The organism is Noviherbaspirillum sp., assembly GCF_035254865.1.
Classification (GTDB): Bacteria; Pseudomonadota; Gammaproteobacteria; order Burkholderiales; family Burkholderiaceae_D; genus Noviherbaspirillum.
The window spans coordinates 1-16,283 of the sequence record NZ_DATFAF010000078.1; the positions used below are offsets into that span (position 1 = coordinate 1).

Sequence of the window (16,283 nt, forward strand, 5' to 3'; positions counted from 1 at the left end):
TCATCCGTCGGATATCCGGACTCGCTCAAGGCCTTGACGACAATCGACGCCAGAACCTTGCCCTGCGTCACATCCTGTGCTTCCGAATAGAAGGCGCGCTGGATTTCATGAAACGCGAACAGCGAGGCTTTCGGCGCCAGCATGCGCGCTGCGACGACTGCGCGGCACGCCGGCTCGGTGTTATAGATAAAGCCTTCGCGCGACAAGCCGTCGTAGGAAAACGGCAGACCGGTCTGGTCGGCCACCTTGTGCCAGTGTTCCAGCAGCGATGCCTTCAATGATGCATCCATCGGCTTCGTCGCATACGGCCGCAGTCCGCCGACCACGATCTCGATCGGCATGCCGGGCAAACCTTCCAGCAGCGCCGCCAGCTCAGGACCGAAGCCGTAGCACCAGGAACACATCGGATCGGCTATGTAAATGAGGCTCGGCATAGGGCTCTTTCTTTGAGTTGATAAGGAATGTCCAGCTTGCATACTAACCCGGCACGCATTGCGTTCTAATGCCGAGCATCGCCCGAAATCCGGTCCTTTTCCCCGAAATACGCGCAAAATCCGCCGCCGATTCCTGAACTAACTTCATGGACAAATGATCTATCCGCAGGAGGCCGGTGTCGTCGCACGCCGGTAATTCGGCATGCGCGGGCCCCGTCCCCTGTTTTTTTGCGAAATGGGTTCTACACTGAATTATTTGCAAGCGACTCTTGGAGAGTTTTATGCGGAGCGATTACATCCAGCGATTTGGTACCGAAATTGATGACGCGCATGAAAAATCACGCAAGGAAGTGATGCGGATGATTGAATCTCACGGCACCCGGCCGATTTCCGACCTGGCCGAGATGAGCGAGGGCGAACGGGTAAAGTGGTTTTTCTGGAATCTGCACGAAAATCTCGACGAATTCCGCAAGCTGGAACCGACCCTGATCGGACAGGTCACCTGCACGCAGCTGACAGTGGCCGACGGCCTGTCGATGGCGACCGAAAAAGTGGGCATGGAAAAGAACATCACCCTGACCTGCCGCTGGCATCTGCGGCTGGCGTATGCGACCTTCCAGAACGAGGAAGCCTTCCCGATCGGCGAAGGATCGGTCGAACTGTCGGTCTGCAACAGCCTGCCGTCCAAGCCGCCGCTGCAGAAGAACCAGAAGGGCTACATCGAATCCGACAGCTCGCTATATCCGCATCAGTTGTACCTCTACGGCTGGGTCACCGAGCCGGTCTGGGATGAAATCAAGCCGCACTTGTACAGCCCGACGCCCAACTGCCATACCGACTTGATGCTGCGCGACAACTGCCTGTTTCCGGTGAAGCAAGGCTTCGGCTTTGTCGCCGGTCCGCCCGGAGCAGTCGGCATCACCAACCTCGAATTCCGCGTCTCTTCCCATTCCGCCGATCGTCGCGGGAACCGGCGCACCGAGACGCTGTAATCTCGATCTGTCACTACACCCGGCCGGGCATCGAGCCCGGCCCGGCCTGCTATTTCCGCGACAGCCAGTCATCCAGCGAAATCCGTCCAGCCCCAAAGCCGACCAGCACCAGCAGCAGCGCACCCCAATAGAAGTGGTCATTGATCGCCGCCGGGCATTCAAACGCGAACAATGCCGGGTACGACAGCACCGCCATCGCATTCACAACAAACAGACCCAGCGCGGCGGGCCGCGTCAGCAGGCCGAGCGCGAGCAGCACCGGGAACACCAGCTCGCCCGATGCGCCCAGCCATGCGGCCACTGCCGGCGGCAGCAGCGGGACGTGATATTCAACCTGGAACAGCGCTAGCGTCGCGTCCCAATCGCTGAGCTTCACCATGCCGGCCTTGAAGAACTGCCAGCCGACGAACAGCCGAATCGCCAGGCTCAGCAGTGAGCCGGCCCAATCGGTGATCCGTGCATCGTATCGGATCAGGTCGCGATGCAATCGCAGAATCGACTCCATCCTCTCACTCCTTCACAGTGTGTTCGTTCAATTCGATATCGACCAGCACCTTATGCCGCAAGCACTGCTGCAGATGTGCGCCAAAGTCGAAATCCGCGTCCAACGCAAGTGCCGCATCGAGCGCCGTACCCAATGCGTGCCCTTGCTGCAGCGCCATCAGCACGGCATGCTCGGCCTGCGTCAGCGGCAAGACATGGGCCTTCCATTGCGGCCGCACGATCAGTGCATGACTGGCATGCGCAATCTCGCGCGGAAATTCCGCATCCAGGTCCGTTTGGTGCGCCTGCCATAGTTCAACCACGGCCCAGGTCGAGGCGAACAGGCGGCATGCCGGATGCAGGATGAAGCGCGCGCCATCGAGCTGTTCGGGCTGCAGTTGCGTCAGCTTCCCCGGATCGATCGCATCCGCGTTTGGCGCAAAGTGCGCGCGGTGCAGCATCCACTCCAGACGTGCCATGTCCGGGAAATACGGATAGTCGGCCACCTGCGCAAACGTTTCGAGGAATTGCGGGAACTCCGCACCGAACTGATTCAGGTCGCCTGCTCTGGAGGGGTAGGCCTTGCCATAGGCGCGCACGAGGGCAGTGAAGAACTCCTCGCCGACCAGTTTCTTCATGACCGGATAGGCGGACGACAATGTCTTTTCCCAGTGGCCGGTGAGGTTGCCGCGATACAGGGCAAGACGCTGTTCCGCAAGCTGCGCATCGCCCTTGAACAGGGGCAGTGCCAGTACTTCGGTCTTCGCATCGAACAGCGCATTCGAAAACGCCTGTTGCATGGGCGCGATGCTATCGGCTTCCATGCATTGCTGTACGGTGTTCGCGATCTGCCGCGCATGCTGTGCTTCATCGAGCAGCACATCGAGTGCAGGAATGTCGGTATCCCATTCGATCAGGGTCGCTACACGGCCGAAGCGTCGTACGGCCTTTTCATATAAATTCCATACCGGGTCCGCCACACGGTCGCCATGATGATCGATGACAGCATCGGGCGTCACCAGGTGCCCGGCCAGATGCATTTCGACCACGCTGCCCGGTGCGATCGACGCCATCGCCGTGATCGGGTCTTCATGGTGATTGCAAAGATTGACGTAGAGATTATTGATGTCGAGCAGAATGCCGCAGCCGGTGCGTGCCGCAAGCGCTGCGAGGAATTCCGCTTCGCTCATCGCATCATCGCGGTAGCGCAAATAGGTCGACACATTTTCGAGCAGGATCTGCCTTCCCAGCACTTCCTGGATGCGATCGACGCGTTCGCAGATCAATGTCAAGGCTGCGCGTGTCAATGGCATCGGCAGCAGATCGTTCAAATGACGATCACCGACCGCGTTCCAGCAAAGATGTTCGGACACCAGCGCTGGTTCAATGCGCAAGACGAGCTCGCGCACCTTCTCCAGATGGCGTTCGGAAAACCCGTGCGCCGAGCCGATACCCATGCCGACGCCATGCAGGCTGACCGGATAATCCTCGCGCAAGCGCTGCAGCACATGCGCATCCCATCCGCCTGCCTCGACATAATTTTCCGTATGGACCTCAAGCCAATCGACCCTCGGGCGCTTGTCGAGAAATTCGCGGTAGTGCGGAGCCCGCAATCCGACTCCGAAACCCGGTCGTTCGAGCGATGGTTGTTCAGAATGCGGCATGGCGCGGCTCCGCGCTGACATTATTTCGACGCGCTCATCTTGCCGCCCATCTGGGTGCACGTGCCCTTGGCGACAAGTTTGAATTCAGTCGGATCCTTGTCCTTCCTGGCCTGACCGGCACAGGAATGCGTGCCGGTAACGCTGGCGCAATCGTTCTGGCCGGCCTTGGCGATCCCGAAGCATTTCTCCTTGTCGTTGTCGGCGGCATGGGCGGTGTCGAGGCAGGCGATGCAAACGGTAGCAAGGGCGGTCGCGAGCAGGGTGTGGCGTTTGTTCATGGAACTCTCCTTCAATCAATAAAAATGGATCGGATATATAAAGAGCCGGTGATCCGGCTGAACAGTAGTCGCGCCGGATCCGGATTGCTTACAAGGTCATCATTATTTTTTTGTGGGACGAGAGCCGGCGCCATCCGATGGATGGATGATGCCGGCAGGCGAGCAGGGATGGATGTGGCGGTGCTGCTTTACAGGTTCGGGAACAGCTTGCCTTGTGCCAGCAGAATCAGGGTGCGCAAGCTGAGGAATGCGATGACCGCCGACGCGAGTACCAGGGCCAGGATGCCGATCCATTGCGGCCAGCCGCCGCGGTGCACGGTTTCCAGCATCACGCTGGCCAGTGCCGCCAGAGGAAACGAGAACGACCAGAAGCCGATCGAGAAAGGAACCTTGGTCCACCAGTGATAGCGCACCATCACGCCGACAAAGGGACCGACCGACAGACCCAACCCGATCGCCAGCACTTCGCCCGGCAAGCCCGGCCAGATGGTCGCTGCCGTCAGGGTCGCAATGGCGGGCGGCGCCAGTTCCACGCCTATCGTCGGGCGCACGGCTTCCGGCATCGGGCCTTCAAACAAGGTGCTGAGAATGCGCGCTTCGAGCAGTGCCCAGCCCGATGTTCCGGTGCCGAACAGCAGAGCGCCCCATCCCGGATAATGCAGCGCGCCCAGCGTCATGCCGCCGATCAGCGCGCCGCCGACGACAGGCAGATAAAGTGCGGGCGTGACGGCATTGGAAGGCATCTGGCCCGTGGCGAGCACGGAGACGATGGGAAGCGCGATAATCAGGTTCAGGCCCAGCGTGAGCAGCGTCAATACCAGCCATACGTCCTGGCCGGGCTGCCTGAATTGGATCACGGCCAGCAGTATCGACAGCGGTATCAGCGCTTGCAGCGATCCGTGCACCGGATGCCTGTACTCGCGCATCACCGCCTTCGGATAGAACCTGCACTTGAGGATGTACAGCAGCAGGGACACGGCCCAGATCGCGGTCACCGGCCAGACCAGCAGTTCACTGACAGTGGCGGCGAAATCCCATCGGTAGGCGGCTGCTCGTCGCCACGATCCGAGCAGGCCGAACAAGCCGACTGAAATGGCGAATAACCCGGCCGGCAATCGTTCCAGCCATGAAGATTTCTGGGGGCTGTTTGCGCCAAACAGATAATAGAGGCGGGCGCGCGGATTTTCCTTGTCCATCTTTGCCTATCCCTGATAATTCGTTTCCCATGATTTCCGGGCGGACGAATCGACTGTACTTCGACGGAATTTTCATTTCATATTAGCCGGATTTTCAACAACGCGTATTGAAATGATACGAAGAGAATGCGTCTTCATCGCCAAGGATTATGCAGGTGACATCGAACATTATCAGGACGTACAGAATCGGGAAATAAAGTTCTGCATCGCACAAAAAGATGCTTGTACTTGCGGCGGTCGATCTCTAGAATTATCGATGCTGCTTCGCAGCAAAGTTTGATAACATTTTTCGCCACGCCACCCGCTTGTTTGCACCACCATTCAGGAGTTTCCATGTTTCCGATTCAAGACCAGATTTCCGTAGCCACCAAAGCCAACCTCGAAGCCAATCTCGCGCTGTACACCTCCCTCACCAACAAGGCGCTCGAGAGCGTCGAGAAACTGGTCAATCTGAATATCGCCACGGTTCGCATGTCGATGGAAGAAACTTCCGCCGCAACCCGCCAGATGCTGACCGCGAAGGATCCGCAGGAATTCCTGTCCATCCTCAGCTCGCAAGCCGCGCCGAAGTTTGAAAAGGCGATCGCCTACGGCAACCACTTTGCCAGCATCACCGGTGCTGCCCAGGCTGAATTCACCAAGGCAGCCGAAGCGCAGGTTGCGCAAATCAGTCGCAAGATGAGCGAGCTGGTCGAAGAGGCCGCCAAGAAGGCTCCGGTCGGCTCCGATAACCTCGTTACCATCGTCAGGACAGCGATCGGCACCGCCAGCAACGGCTACGAGCAATTGACCAAGACCGCGAAGCAGGCAGTCGAAGTCATGGAGTCGAACGTGACGACGGCCGTGAACAGCTTGTCGCAAGTTGCTGCTGTCACCAAGAGCTGATGCGCTGATGCGTTTCAAACCTTGAGGAACGGGCCGCATTGCGGCCCGTTTTTTTTTTTTTTGCGCGGGTGAATGCCAGTGCGCCAGTTTGTTCGCCTATTCATGCGGCGGAAAATCGCGCGGCATCCGGTTCGAGCGCGACGCGGAAGGCATTCGTCATGTACGAAATTGTGTGGTAAGCACCCGTCAACGCGACCAGCTCCAGCAGCTGTTCCGGCGTGAATGTGTCGGCCAGTTGTTCCCACAGCGCGTCCGATATGCAGGCGCTATCGTGCAGTTGGTCCACCAGTTGAATCAGCAAGGCATCACCACCAGTCCAGGCGTCGCGATTGTTTGCAGCCGGAAGCGTCGCGGCAACCTGTTCCTTGCTCAATCCCGCACGCTGCGCAAAAAAAGCGACATGCACGCCCCATTCGTATTCCGAGCCGCAGCGCGCGCAAGTGCGAAGAATCACGAGCTCCCGTTCGCGCAAGGAAATCGTGCCCCGGTCAAGCAGACTTCCGGCAAAGATGCGTTGAAGGACGCGCGGATTGCGCGCCATCGTCCGAAACAGCTTGAGGGGCTCACGGCCGGGCGGCATGACGCGCGCGAATGCTTCTGCAATGGATGCATCGTACGGCGCTTCCACCGGGGCAATGCGCGGCGCGGCGGGGAATGTACTCATCATGTTCTCCTGATGGTGAATGGAAAGCGCATCCGTCTGGACGGAAGGCTACGTTTACTGTAGCATTAAGCTACGTTTTATGTAGCGGAGGGGGAGATGGCTTTACCGAAACCTGGAACGCCGGTACGCGGATCGCGTACCGGCCGCCCGATCATGGTGCTGCTCGACTTGCTCGGACGGCGCTGGGTGTTGCGCATCCTGTGGGAGTTGCGCGAGGAGCCGCTGACGTTTCGCGCGTTGCGCGAGCATTGCGACGACCTGTCGCCCACGGTGCTCAACCAGCGGCTGCGCGAACTGCGCGACGCGGATATCGTTGTGCTGGAAGAACCGGGCGGCTATACCTTGAGCGGGCAGGGGAGGCAGTTGCTGGCGTCGCTGATGCCTTTGCATCAGTGGGCCGAGCAATGGCAGAAAAAGCAGCTGGCGAAGGCGCGCGGCAAGTAGGACTTATCGCGCGACGCGGGCGGCTTGCGAGGAATGGAGCGGACGCACTTCCACCTTGCCGAGCTTCAGTGCGCGCGACAGGATCTTGTAGTTGTCGAGATCGAAGTCAGGGCGGGCAGCGGCTTCCAGCAGCAGCTGCTGCACATCGTGTTCTTCATGCACGGTGCCGAGACTGCCCCAGTGATCGACCACGTGCATGTCACGCCGACCATCGGCGCCGGCCTCTACGATCGCAACCGGACCGCCATAGGGCCATGACTGGATGCGGATGGAAGACAGCGCCTGCAGCAGGCGTTCCTGCTGCCGATCGGGCCGGCCCTTGTCGACGCACTCCTGCATGCAGCGCTGGGCACGGCTCGCGACGCAGGGCTCGCCGGCCCGAGGACGATGCGCAAGGCCGAGCATCGCCAGGCACAAGCCGTGTTGCTCGGCCAATGCATGCAGGGCGGCTCGCGCCTTTTCGCGCGATGTGAACAGCCCGTGCAGACCTTGCGCCCTGCAGAAATCGACATCGCGCGCGTACACGAGGACCGGGCGCAAGGCGCCGGACGCATCGGGAAGCAATTGCCACGAACACAGCTCCGTTTCGCGGTGCTGACCGCAGTCATGCACCGGCTGCAGTCCCTTGCTCAACTGCGCGTGCAGCAATTGTGCGCCGACGTCACCGGCAGTCTCATGCCATTCCAGCCGGCGGACCTGGCGTGCCAGATGCATGTCCTTGTACGACGGATGGTCGGTATGAAAGTGCGACAGAATGCGCTGGCGCAAATGGGCGGCCTTGCCGACATGCAGCGGGACGTCATGTTCGCCGTAAAACACATAGACGCCCGGGCCGTCCGGCAGATCGTGCAGCAGATCGGGGTCGAGGTGCGCGGGCAGGTTGGGGCGATGCAGCAGCTCTTGAATGGAGTCGAGCAGCATCTCGGCGGGCAGGGTCGCTTCCAGCTTGCGCCAGAATTGCCATAGCAGGTCGGCATCGGCCAGCGCACGATGGCGGGTGTGCGCCGCCAGCTTGTGGCGCTCCACCAGCGCATCCAGGCTGTGCTTGATCTCATTGGGAAACAATTTTCGCGACAGCTTCACCGTGCACAGCACTTCGCAGTGCAGGTGCATGCCGAAGCGCTTGAATGCATGGCGCAGGAAACCGTAGTCGAAACGTGCGTTGTGCGCGATGAACAGGCCGTCGCCCAGCCGCCGCACCAGCTCGTCGCGCACCGTGTCGATGGTCGGGGCATGGCGCACCATGTCATCGTTGATGCCTGTCAGTTGCTGAATGAAGGGCGGAATCGGCATTTCCGGATTCACCAGCGTGGTCCAGCGCTGCACGCCGGCCGCAGAGACTTCGACCATGCCGATTTCAGTGATGCGGTCGCAGAGGGGATTCGGCCCGGTGGTTTCCAGGTCGATGAAAATCAGTTTGCTGTAGTGATTCAACATGAGGTCGCCATTCCGCGATGAGGTGCTGGCGACGCGCAACGCCGATCACAGCCAGGAATGAAAATTTCGCCGGCGGGGTCGCCGACGAAGGCATAACCCGATATTGACTGTGACTGCCGGGAAAAGTTCAGCCGGCAACAACGCGAATGCGCACATCGCCCAGCGTGACGACTTGCCCGGCGCGGATCTTGGCGGTCTTGCGCAATTCGAGCTTGCCATCCACCGACACCTCGCCGGCTGCGACGATCGCCTTGCCGGCTCCGCCGCTGTCGCAAACCCCAACCAGTTTCAGCAGCTGGTTGAGTTCGACATAGTCGCCATGAAGGCTGAATTCGAGGGATTGCATCATTATCCTTGTTGGTCTTGCGCGAGAAAAGGCTGCATTGTAACGGATCAGAGCTGCTTCGCCTCGAAGGTATTGCAGGCGCCGACCTTTCCGGTCTCGATGCCGCGCTTGAACCAGCGCACCCGTTGCGCGGAGCTGCCGTGCGTGAATGAATCGGGCACGACTTCGCCTTGCGATTGGCGTTGCAGGGCATCGTCGCCGATGGCGCTGGCGGCGTTGAGCGCGGCTTCCACATCGCCGGCTTCAAGGATGTCGCGCGTCCGCTCGGCATGGTTGGCCCAGACGCCGGCAAAGCAGTCGGCCTGCAGTTCCAGTCGCACCGACAGCGCGTTGGCCTGTTTTTCCGAAGCACGTTGTCGCGCGCTCTCGACCTTGGCCGAGATGCCCATCAGGTTCTGCACATGATGACCGACTTCATGCGCGATCACATAGGCCTGCGCGAATTCGCCCGAGACGCGAAAGCGTTCGCGCATGAGCCGGTAGAAGCTCAGGTCGATGTAGATCTTCTGGTCGCCCGGACAATAGAATGGCCCCGTCGCCGACACGCCGGTGCCACAGGCGGTCGGCGTGCTGCCGGAGAACAAGACAAGGTGCGGATCGACGTAACTCGCGCCTTGCTCGCGGAACAATTCGGTCCAGGTGTCTTCGGTGTCGGCCAGAACCGTCGACACGAATTTCTTCATCTGGTCCGACTCGGCGGATTGCTGCGGGGTTTGCTGGACCGTCGAAACCTGCCCCTGGCCACCGGTCAGGATGCTCAGTATGGTCATCGGGCTCACGCCCAGGAAATACGATGCGATCACCGCGATCGCGATGGTGCCCAGGCCGACCGAGCGGCCGCCCAATCCGAAGCCGCCCGCGCCGCGGCGGTCTTCCACGTTCTCGCTTTCGCGATTGCCTTCCCACTTCATGCCTTGTCTCCATTATGCAAACCTCTGTTCAGCATAGACGGTTTGCGCCAAACAAGCAGCGGGATCTGCACTTCGCGAAGTGCGTCAGGGAAAGATCAAAGCAGGCGAGCCAGCAAGGCCTTCTCGTAGCGGGCATCGAGCGGAATGCGCACGCGGTGTCCGCTGCCGGCGGCGACACGCAGCGGTTCGCCATCTTGCGTGCGCATGTCGGCAAGCGTCACGACCTGATTGCCGGCAGGGTGGATGATCTCGAGCCGATCGCCGACCGAAAAACGATTCTTCACTTCAACTTCCGCCCAGCCATCGACCACCGATTGCACATCGCCCACGTAATGACTGCGATGCACTTCGGATACGCCGCTCATGTAGTTCTGGTATTCCTGCGTATGGTGGCGCTGGTAGAAGCCATCGGTGTAGCCGCGGTTGGCCAGGCCCTGCAGTTCGCCAAGCAGGCTTTCGTCGAAAGGCCGGCCCGCGACCGCATCGTCGATGGCACGGCGATAGACTTGCGCGGTGCGCGCGACGTAGTACAAGGACTTGGTGCGGCCTTCGATCTTCAGCGAGTCGACACCGATCTTCACCAGACGCTCGACATGCTCGACCGCGCGCAGGTCCTTGGAATTCATGATGTAGGTGCCATGCTCGTCTTCGAGTATCGGCATCAGCTGGCCGGGACGTCCGGCTTCCTCGATCAGGTAGGGGCGGTCGGCCAGTGGATGCCGCGGCGTGTCGCCCAGCGGGGCGAAGGACTGGTTCGCTTCTTCCAGCGCCTGCTGGTAATTGAACTGGATGGCTTCCACCGGTACGCGAGCGATATCGCCGCTCGCATCTTCCGAGGCATTCATCACCTTGTAGTCCCAGCGGCAGGAATTGGTGCATGTGCCCTGGTTGGGGTCGCGATGATTGAAGTAGCCGGACAACAGGCAGCGGCCGGAATAGGCAATGCACAAGGCGCCATGCACGAAGACTTCGAGTTCCATGTCCGGACATTGCTGACGGATTTCCTCGATTTCATCGAGCGACAGCTCGCGCGACAGGATCACGCGCGTCAGGCCCATGCGCTGCCAGAACTTCACGTCGGCCCAGTTCACCGCATTCGCCTGCACCGACAGGTGGACCGGCACCTCCGGCCATTTGTCGCGCACCATCATGATCAGGCCGGGGTCGGCCATGATCAATGCATCCGGCTTCATCGCGATCACGGGTTCCATGTCGCGCAGGTAGGTCTTCAGCTTGGCGTTGTGCGCAAAGATGTTGCTGGCGACGAAGAACAATTTGCCGCGCGCGTGGGCTTCGCCGATACCCGCGGCGAGCGACTCCAGCGACGAGAATTCATTATTGCGGGCACGCAGGCTGTAGCGCGGCTGACCGGCGTAAACGGCGTCGGCGCCATAATCGAATGCGGCGTGCATTTTTGCCAGGGAGCCGGCGGGCAGGAGGAGTTCGGGAGAGCGGAGCATGATGCGATATCCAGGTCGAGCGGAACCCGACATTATACCGGGCAGGAAGTCGCATTATTCTTGACAAGCTTGCAAGTCGTGGTTGTGCCAGACCGGTTTTGACCAACCCTACATCGCCACCCGGTCCCGCCCATCCTCTTTTGCCCGGTACAAGGCTGCATCGGCGGACGAAATCAGCGCCTCGGCATTCTGCCCGGGCTCCAGCATCGCAACGCCGAATGAAGCGGTGATGTGCGGCAGGGGGTTCCGCAATTCGCTGAACACGGCTGCTTGTCGTACGCTGTCGCGCAGCCGCTGGGCGACCAGCAAGGCGCTTTTTTGATTGGCGGCGGGAAGGATGACGATGAGTTCCTCGCCGCCGAAGCGTGCGGCGAAATCGGTCGGACGCAGGCCGGAGCGGATCGCCTTCGCCGCGACTTGCAGCGCGTGATCGCCGGATACATGGCCGTGTTGGTCGTTGAATTGCTTGAAGTGATCGATATCGATCATGATCAGCGACAGCGGGCTGTTGACGACATGCGCGTTCTCGACCATGGCGGGCAGGTTGTCGTTGAGCCATGCGCGATTGTGCAGGCCGGTCAGGCCGTCGACCATCGACAATTGGCGGTAGAACTCGCCAACCTTCTGGCGTCGGCGCAGTTGCGCGTTGGCGGCACGGATGCGGAAGGACAGCAGACGCAGCAGGTTGCGCGCGACGCCGTTGGACTCGTCAACCAGCTTCCACAGCGTATCGGCGGGAATGACCAGCAGATCCGAGTCCATCAGGGTGCTGATATGGTCGGAACTGGCTTCGCCGTCGAGCACCGACAGCTCGCCCACGCATTCGCCGGGCAGAATCCTGGTGGCCGCCGCGTCGCCCGGAGCAGCATGTGCGTCCGTGTGCGTGAGACTGAGCGCGCCGCTCAGCACGATATAGAGCCGTGCGCCTTTCTCCCGCGATTCCTGCACGGACTGGCCGGCTTGCAGGTGTATCACCGGACAAGCGGCCAGCAGGGCGGCGATTTGTGAATGCGACGTTCCCTGGAATAGCTGGATATCGCCGAGCGCGTATCCGGATGCTTCGAAAGTGGTGTGTGGTTCCAAGGTCATTTCGCTCGCCGTCTGTTCCGAAAACCGGCTCTTACCACCACACTTGCCGGGTCAATGCCACTTTCACGATATAGCCGAACAACATCAGGGCGATGACGAATGCAACGGTGCGGATGCCTTTGGTCTTGCCGCGCTTGATGGCCACGGAGCCGACGAGAATGTAGGCGATCAAGGCGATCACCTTCGCGGTGAGCCAGTTCTGCACGAAGGGGTACTGGCCGCTCCATACCACCATCGTCAGCGCGCTTGCCAGCAGAACGGTGTCGATCACATGGGGCAGGATCTTCAGCGGGCGCCGGTTCAGCAGCGGCGAGTCGGCCAGCATCAGCATGCCGCGTGCGAGGAAGAGGAGGCCGCTCAGCGCGGCACAGGTCATGTGGAGGTATTTGATCGCCAGGTAGCTCATCGATTGTCGCGTGCCTTAGGTTGCATCATGCGTTGCGTCGTGCAAGTCGGGCTACATTCTATCAATGTCGGCCGGCGGCGGCGATTTTCTTCTGATTTAAGAAACGGATGGGCACTTTCATGTCCATCCGGGCCATCTCGAAGCGTGACGAACTCGTTGCATCAACAGGGTGGTTCGCGCTCGTGCCGGAATCGGTGCTGGCAAGGCGTGTGACGCGTCAAATAGCGATGCCTGTTTCGAGAGCGCAGAACGCGGCGCAATCAGGTCGCGCGAACTGCGGAACGAGAGCAGGATCTGCTTCAATCGCAGGAATAGCGGAATTTATCGTCCAGATACAAGGGCAATACCAGGGTCCGGATGTTGGCGGATCGTGCCGCCTGACACAGGCTGGTCCGCGCGCTTCCGCAGCCAGGATGCGGTTGTAGTTCGGTTGCGTGGACGCGTTGAGCGGAAATCCGGAGTTGTTGGTGTACCCGTCGACGTTGTCCGGCTCCACGCCATCGCAACCCTTTGCCTTGGCGAGGTCCAGTCGCTTCTGCATGATCTGACGCACATTGGCCGAACGCGTATCCAGCCAGCGTTCACCAGCCCAACCCGACAATGCGTTGCCCTTGTCGCTGGCGAGGAACTGATTCAAATCAGGCCGCCAGTTTTCGGAGCTGCCGGCCGAGAATTAGCAAACCATGTTTCTGCCCTGCGCCTTAAGCGAGTCGATATATGCTGCGGTTTGCCAGACGGGGATGTTTTTATGCTCGGCCTGAACAAGCTCCTTCAAGTGCAAGCGAAATGCATTCTGCAGCTGCTTGTCATCGTCGCGCAGATCCGGATACGCGGCGAGCAGTTTCGGTAAGGCCTTTTTGGCCTCGCCATAAACGGCATCGCGCGTGTGTTCGGGCAGTGGCGTGATCGGGATGATGGTGCCCTGAGTGCTCTTTTCATCTGCATCAAACGGGATGGAAACCGCCATCATCACTTCCTCGATCTGACGCGTATCGCAAGAATCATGGGCGAAAGCCAGATGATCGGTGAGAAGGCGTATTCCCTTGTTGAATACCTCATCCTGCCGCTCGGCAGGGGCACTGTCTCGCACTCGTTCGATATGCAGCATCACATAGGACAAAACGTGACCGGGAGAGTAGTGGAAATCATTGAACGATGCTTTTTTCAAACCGAAGGCTTTTTTAAACATCTCCGTGGCAACCTCGCGCGCTTTGTCGATGTCGGGATGGTCGTTGGCGCAAGTGGTCAGGTGCTTGCGCCACAGAGTGAGGCGTCGAAGCTGCTTCAAATCACCGATTTTCGGCGGCAGGCTGGTAAGTCGGTTGCCATTGAAATTGAGCTCTCGAAATTCTGCCAAATATTCGATTCCCCGCGGCACGGTGCTGAGTTGATTGCCACTCAGGTCGAGCACTTGAAGCCGCGTCAAACTGCCTTGCCAGTCCTGCCGAGAATCCGGGGCATATCTCGCCAGCCATGCAACGGGAATGTCATGTCGGTAGGCGGTGATCAATGATGTCCAATTGAACTTCAGCAGGTCGGAAAGCATGTCCCTGGGAAATGCCTCTCGATCCTCCTTGATTGTTTTCCAGTCTTTTTCAAGTTGATTCAAAAAGTGATGCCGATTGATGGTCTCTGGCATGTTCATACCGAGCACACGTCGCTGATACTTGTCCTGTGATGCGCGTAATGGCGTCGTGACGGGTTCGATAGCCGGTTGGTGCGAACCGGGGAATTGACCGGCTTGTGTATTCTGAGAGCGTTGACCGAGATGTAGCAGGTTGCGAAACATAATGGCTTCACTCTGGCAAAAAATTTCGTGATTGACGTCTTGAAAACGGCTATAAGTCAGGGCAGAGATCGCAATAGCCATTGCAAGATATTGCAGCAAAATAAAGTCTCCACTTCTTCCTGAGTAAGGATTTGCCATGCTTGGTTCCATGGAAATCCGGGGCGTTTGCGACCTTAAACCGGCAAAAGGGCTATTCACAGACCCAATATCTGATATCGGCAATCGCAATTGGATTTATCACTGTTGCGTCACTACACTGCACTTAAGCAAGAGACTTTATTGAAGAGGAATACATCATGTCTGCGCTGACATTTGGATCACATGCCCCGGCCGATGCCGGTGTCACTTACACACAGAACGTCGGACGCGCCGCTCGTGCGCTGCTCGCGGCATTGCTCGCCGTGCCGGCCCGCAGGCAAACAGCCGCTGACGTGGCTGCCGCATCGGCCCAACACGTCAACGGAGAAGACACGGCGCTTTTCCGTCTGTATCGCCTGGCAAGCCCGTATGATGCGATCATGCCGAACCTGCAGCAGGAATTGATGGTGATGGCGGGTCGCGACTGAGCGAAAGATTGGTTTTCCCCGGCAAACGGCGGTTGCTGCCAGTTGTTTGCCGGCTTGCTTGAATGGCACTGCATGTTTGCATGCATGCCGTTTTTTTTATTTCCGGCGCAGGATCGTGCGAAAGGTCAGATTGATTCTGGCCTTGCGGACTTCGCGTTCCTTGACGATGGCATGTTGCCAGAACTTTTGCGTCGCGCCTTCCATCAGCAGCAGGCTCCCATCCGTCAACGCAATCGATACCGGTTTCAGATCCTTCCTGGTCTTGTGGCGGAATCGGAATGTGCGCGTCTCGCCGAGGCTCAACGAGGCGATGACGGGCATGCTCCCGAGCTCCGGTTCGGCGTCGCTGTGCCAGCCGACGCTGTCCTGTTCATTGCGGTACAGGTTGAGCAGCACGCTGTTGAACCGATGCCCGGCCGCCTGCTCGATATCCTGCTTGATGTGCAAGAGGGTATCGGTCCAGGGATGCGGATTCAGCAGCACGCCGGAATAGGCGTAGCTGCTGCCGGCATCGCCATACCAGGCCGACAAGCGCGGTTGCAGATGCGGTTTACCCCACAAGACAATGGTCTCCTGCCGCCAGAGAATGTCGTGTATCAGACGATCCATTAGCTCGCCGGAAACTGGCGGCCGATAGAACGCCTGCATGAATCGCACTTGCGCATCCGGCATCGGAATTGATTCCGGTGCGCTGCTGCCGTCGAACAGGGAAAAGCTGTCGTTCATTGCGCGCTCAGTGAGCGTGAAGTGTCGAGCGGGAAGCAAGACACGCTATTTCGGCCACAGGATCATCTGCGTGCAACGAAAGGTCGCGATCAGCTTGCCGGTATCGCGGTGCCTGACCAGTGCGTCCCAAACCTGGGTCGTTCGCCCGGCATGGACCGCCTTTGCTTCGCACTCGATTACGCCTTCGCGCGCGGTGCCGAGAAAGTTGCTCTTGAGTTCAATGGTGGTAAAGCTGGTCGCGCCTTCCGGCAGATTGGCGATGCATGCGTAGCCGCAGGCAGTATCGGCCAATGTTACGACGCTGCCTGCGTGCAGATAGCCGTTAGGCGCCAGGTGCGTGGGTTGGACGGCCAACTCGGCGTTGAGCGTTTCCTTGCCGACGTCGGTGACGACGATGCCGAGCAGTCCCGGCAGGAAGTTCTTCCCACGGTGGTTGAAGGATTCGGGGTTGAGAGTGTGTTGCGAGTGTTGCATTTCATGCCTTTGCATCAAATGGAAATTGTGAATGACGGA

The 16,283-nt window shown here is 59.5% G+C and carries 20 protein-coding genes; 4 read left to right on the plus strand and 16 right to left on the minus strand.

The features are described from left to right. Positions 1 to 434 (minus strand): DsbA family protein (locus VJ651_RS19125; protein WP_324108969.1); only part of this gene is annotated, 434 nt, incomplete at its 3' end. Positions 435 to 715: 281 nt separating this feature from the next. Between VJ651_RS19125 and VJ651_RS19130 the strand changes: the two genes are divergently transcribed. After that, entirely contained in the window at positions 716 to 1,426 is a 711-nt protein-coding gene (locus VJ651_RS19130; protein ID WP_324108970.1) for a hypothetical protein, read from the plus strand. 49 nt (positions 1,427 to 1,475) lie between these two features. Here VJ651_RS19130 and VJ651_RS19135 read toward each other — a convergent pair whose 3' ends face one another. The 4 genes from VJ651_RS19135 to VJ651_RS19150 all read right to left on the minus strand — a co-directional run bounded on the left by VJ651_RS19135 (position 1,476) and on the right by VJ651_RS19150 (position 5,047). After that, positions 1,476 to 1,931: a DoxX family protein gene (locus VJ651_RS19135; RefSeq protein WP_324108971.1), complete on the minus strand. Its 456-nt coding sequence runs from the start codon at positions 1,929 to 1,931 to the stop codon at positions 1,476 to 1,478. A 4-nt stretch (positions 1,932 to 1,935) separates the two neighbouring features. Continuing rightward, the gene (locus tag VJ651_RS19140; RefSeq protein ID WP_324108972.1) at positions 1,936 to 3,573 is read right to left on the minus strand and encodes a DUF692 family multinuclear iron-containing protein; all 1,638 of its coding nucleotides are present in this window, start codon (positions 3,571 to 3,573) and stop codon (positions 1,936 to 1,938) included. Positions 3,574 to 3,593: 20 nt separating this feature from the next. Continuing rightward, on the minus strand, positions 3,594 to 3,851 hold the full coding sequence (locus VJ651_RS19145) for a DUF2282 domain-containing protein (RefSeq protein ID WP_324108973.1): 258 nt from the start codon (positions 3,849 to 3,851) through the stop codon (positions 3,594 to 3,596). Between the two features lie 188 nt (positions 3,852 to 4,039). Next, positions 4,040 to 5,047, minus strand: a complete 1,008-nt coding sequence (locus VJ651_RS19150) for a hypothetical protein (protein ID WP_324108974.1) — start codon at positions 5,045 to 5,047, stop codon at positions 4,040 to 4,042. A gap of 333 nt (positions 5,048 to 5,380) precedes the next feature. Between VJ651_RS19150 and phaP the strand changes: the two genes are divergently transcribed. Beyond that, positions 5,381 to 5,932 carry a TIGR01841 family phasin gene (gene phaP, locus VJ651_RS19155; RefSeq protein WP_324108975.1) on the plus strand — a complete coding sequence of 184 codons (552 nt, stop codon included), beginning with the start codon at positions 5,381 to 5,383 and terminating at the stop codon, positions 5,930 to 5,932. A 100-nt stretch (positions 5,933 to 6,032) separates the two neighbouring features. Here phaP and VJ651_RS19160 read toward each other — a convergent pair whose 3' ends face one another. Next, positions 6,033 to 6,596 carry a carboxymuconolactone decarboxylase family protein gene (locus VJ651_RS19160; protein ID WP_324108976.1) on the minus strand — a complete coding sequence of 188 codons (564 nt, stop codon included), beginning with the start codon at positions 6,594 to 6,596 and terminating at the stop codon, positions 6,033 to 6,035. 96 nt (positions 6,597 to 6,692) lie between these two features. Here VJ651_RS19160 and VJ651_RS19165 point away from each other — a divergent pair, with 96 nt between their 5' ends. Continuing rightward, the gene (locus tag VJ651_RS19165; protein WP_324108977.1) at positions 6,693 to 7,040 is read left to right on the plus strand and encodes a helix-turn-helix domain-containing protein; all 348 of its coding nucleotides are present in this window, start codon (positions 6,693 to 6,695) and stop codon (positions 7,038 to 7,040) included. Between the two features lie 3 nt (positions 7,041 to 7,043). Here VJ651_RS19165 and VJ651_RS19170 read toward each other — a convergent pair whose 3' ends face one another. From VJ651_RS19170 to VJ651_RS23650, 8 genes are all read right to left on the minus strand, one after another. Then, positions 7,044 to 8,477 carry a 3'-5' exonuclease family protein gene (locus VJ651_RS19170; RefSeq protein WP_324108978.1) on the minus strand — a complete coding sequence of 478 codons (1,434 nt, stop codon included), beginning with the start codon at positions 8,475 to 8,477 and terminating at the stop codon, positions 7,044 to 7,046. A 127-nt stretch (positions 8,478 to 8,604) separates the two neighbouring features. Beyond that, positions 8,605 to 8,823, minus strand: a complete 219-nt coding sequence (locus VJ651_RS19175; protein ID WP_136418720.1) for an RNA-binding S4 domain-containing protein — start codon at positions 8,821 to 8,823, stop codon at positions 8,605 to 8,607. A 47-nt stretch (positions 8,824 to 8,870) separates the two neighbouring features. Next, positions 8,871 to 9,734 carry a KPN_02809 family neutral zinc metallopeptidase gene (gene ypfJ / locus VJ651_RS19180; RefSeq protein ID WP_324108979.1) on the minus strand — a complete coding sequence of 288 codons (864 nt, stop codon included), beginning with the start codon at positions 9,732 to 9,734 and terminating at the stop codon, positions 8,871 to 8,873. 95 nt (positions 9,735 to 9,829) lie between these two features. Next, positions 9,830 to 11,194 (minus strand): tRNA 5-hydroxyuridine modification protein YegQ, encoded by a 1,365-nt coding sequence (yegQ, locus tag VJ651_RS19185; RefSeq protein ID WP_324108980.1) that lies wholly within the window; start codon positions 11,192 to 11,194, stop codon positions 9,830 to 9,832. A gap of 108 nt (positions 11,195 to 11,302) precedes the next feature. Further along, complete coding sequence (locus VJ651_RS19190) at positions 11,303 to 12,283, minus strand: GGDEF domain-containing protein (RefSeq protein ID WP_324108981.1); 981 nt, start codon at positions 12,281 to 12,283, stop codon at positions 11,303 to 11,305. Positions 12,284 to 12,314: 31 nt separating this feature from the next. Beyond that, a complete protein-coding gene (locus tag VJ651_RS19195; protein ID WP_324108982.1) occupies positions 12,315 to 12,689 on the minus strand; it encodes a SirB2 family protein in 375 nt (124 codons plus the stop codon). A gap of 217 nt (positions 12,690 to 12,906) precedes the next feature. Beyond that, positions 12,907 to 13,326: an endo alpha-1,4 polygalactosaminidase gene (locus VJ651_RS19200; protein WP_414691363.1), complete on the minus strand. Its 420-nt coding sequence runs from the start codon at positions 13,324 to 13,326 to the stop codon at positions 12,907 to 12,909. Between the two features lie 36 nt (positions 13,327 to 13,362). Next, positions 13,363 to 14,616 (minus strand): leucine-rich repeat domain-containing protein, encoded by a 1,254-nt coding sequence (locus VJ651_RS23650; protein ID WP_414691364.1) that lies wholly within the window; start codon positions 14,614 to 14,616, stop codon positions 13,363 to 13,365. Positions 14,617 to 14,774: 158 nt separating this feature from the next. On the opposite strand from VJ651_RS23650, the gene VJ651_RS19205 reads away from it, so the two are divergent. After that, the gene (locus VJ651_RS19205; RefSeq protein ID WP_324108983.1) at positions 14,775 to 15,044 is read left to right on the plus strand and encodes a hypothetical protein; all 270 of its coding nucleotides are present in this window, start codon (positions 14,775 to 14,777) and stop codon (positions 15,042 to 15,044) included. A gap of 96 nt (positions 15,045 to 15,140) precedes the next feature. On the opposite strand, the gene VJ651_RS19210 is transcribed toward VJ651_RS19205, so the two are convergent. Together VJ651_RS19210 and VJ651_RS19215 are read right to left on the minus strand one after the other, a co-directional pair. Beyond that, positions 15,141 to 15,770: an alpha-ketoglutarate-dependent dioxygenase AlkB family protein gene (locus VJ651_RS19210; protein ID WP_324108984.1), complete on the minus strand. Its 630-nt coding sequence runs from the start codon at positions 15,768 to 15,770 to the stop codon at positions 15,141 to 15,143. A gap of 45 nt (positions 15,771 to 15,815) precedes the next feature. Then, positions 15,816 to 16,244 carry a PaaI family thioesterase gene (locus tag VJ651_RS19215; protein WP_324108985.1) on the minus strand — a complete coding sequence of 143 codons (429 nt, stop codon included), beginning with the start codon at positions 16,242 to 16,244 and terminating at the stop codon, positions 15,816 to 15,818. Between the last annotated feature and the right edge of the window lie 39 nt (positions 16,245 to 16,283).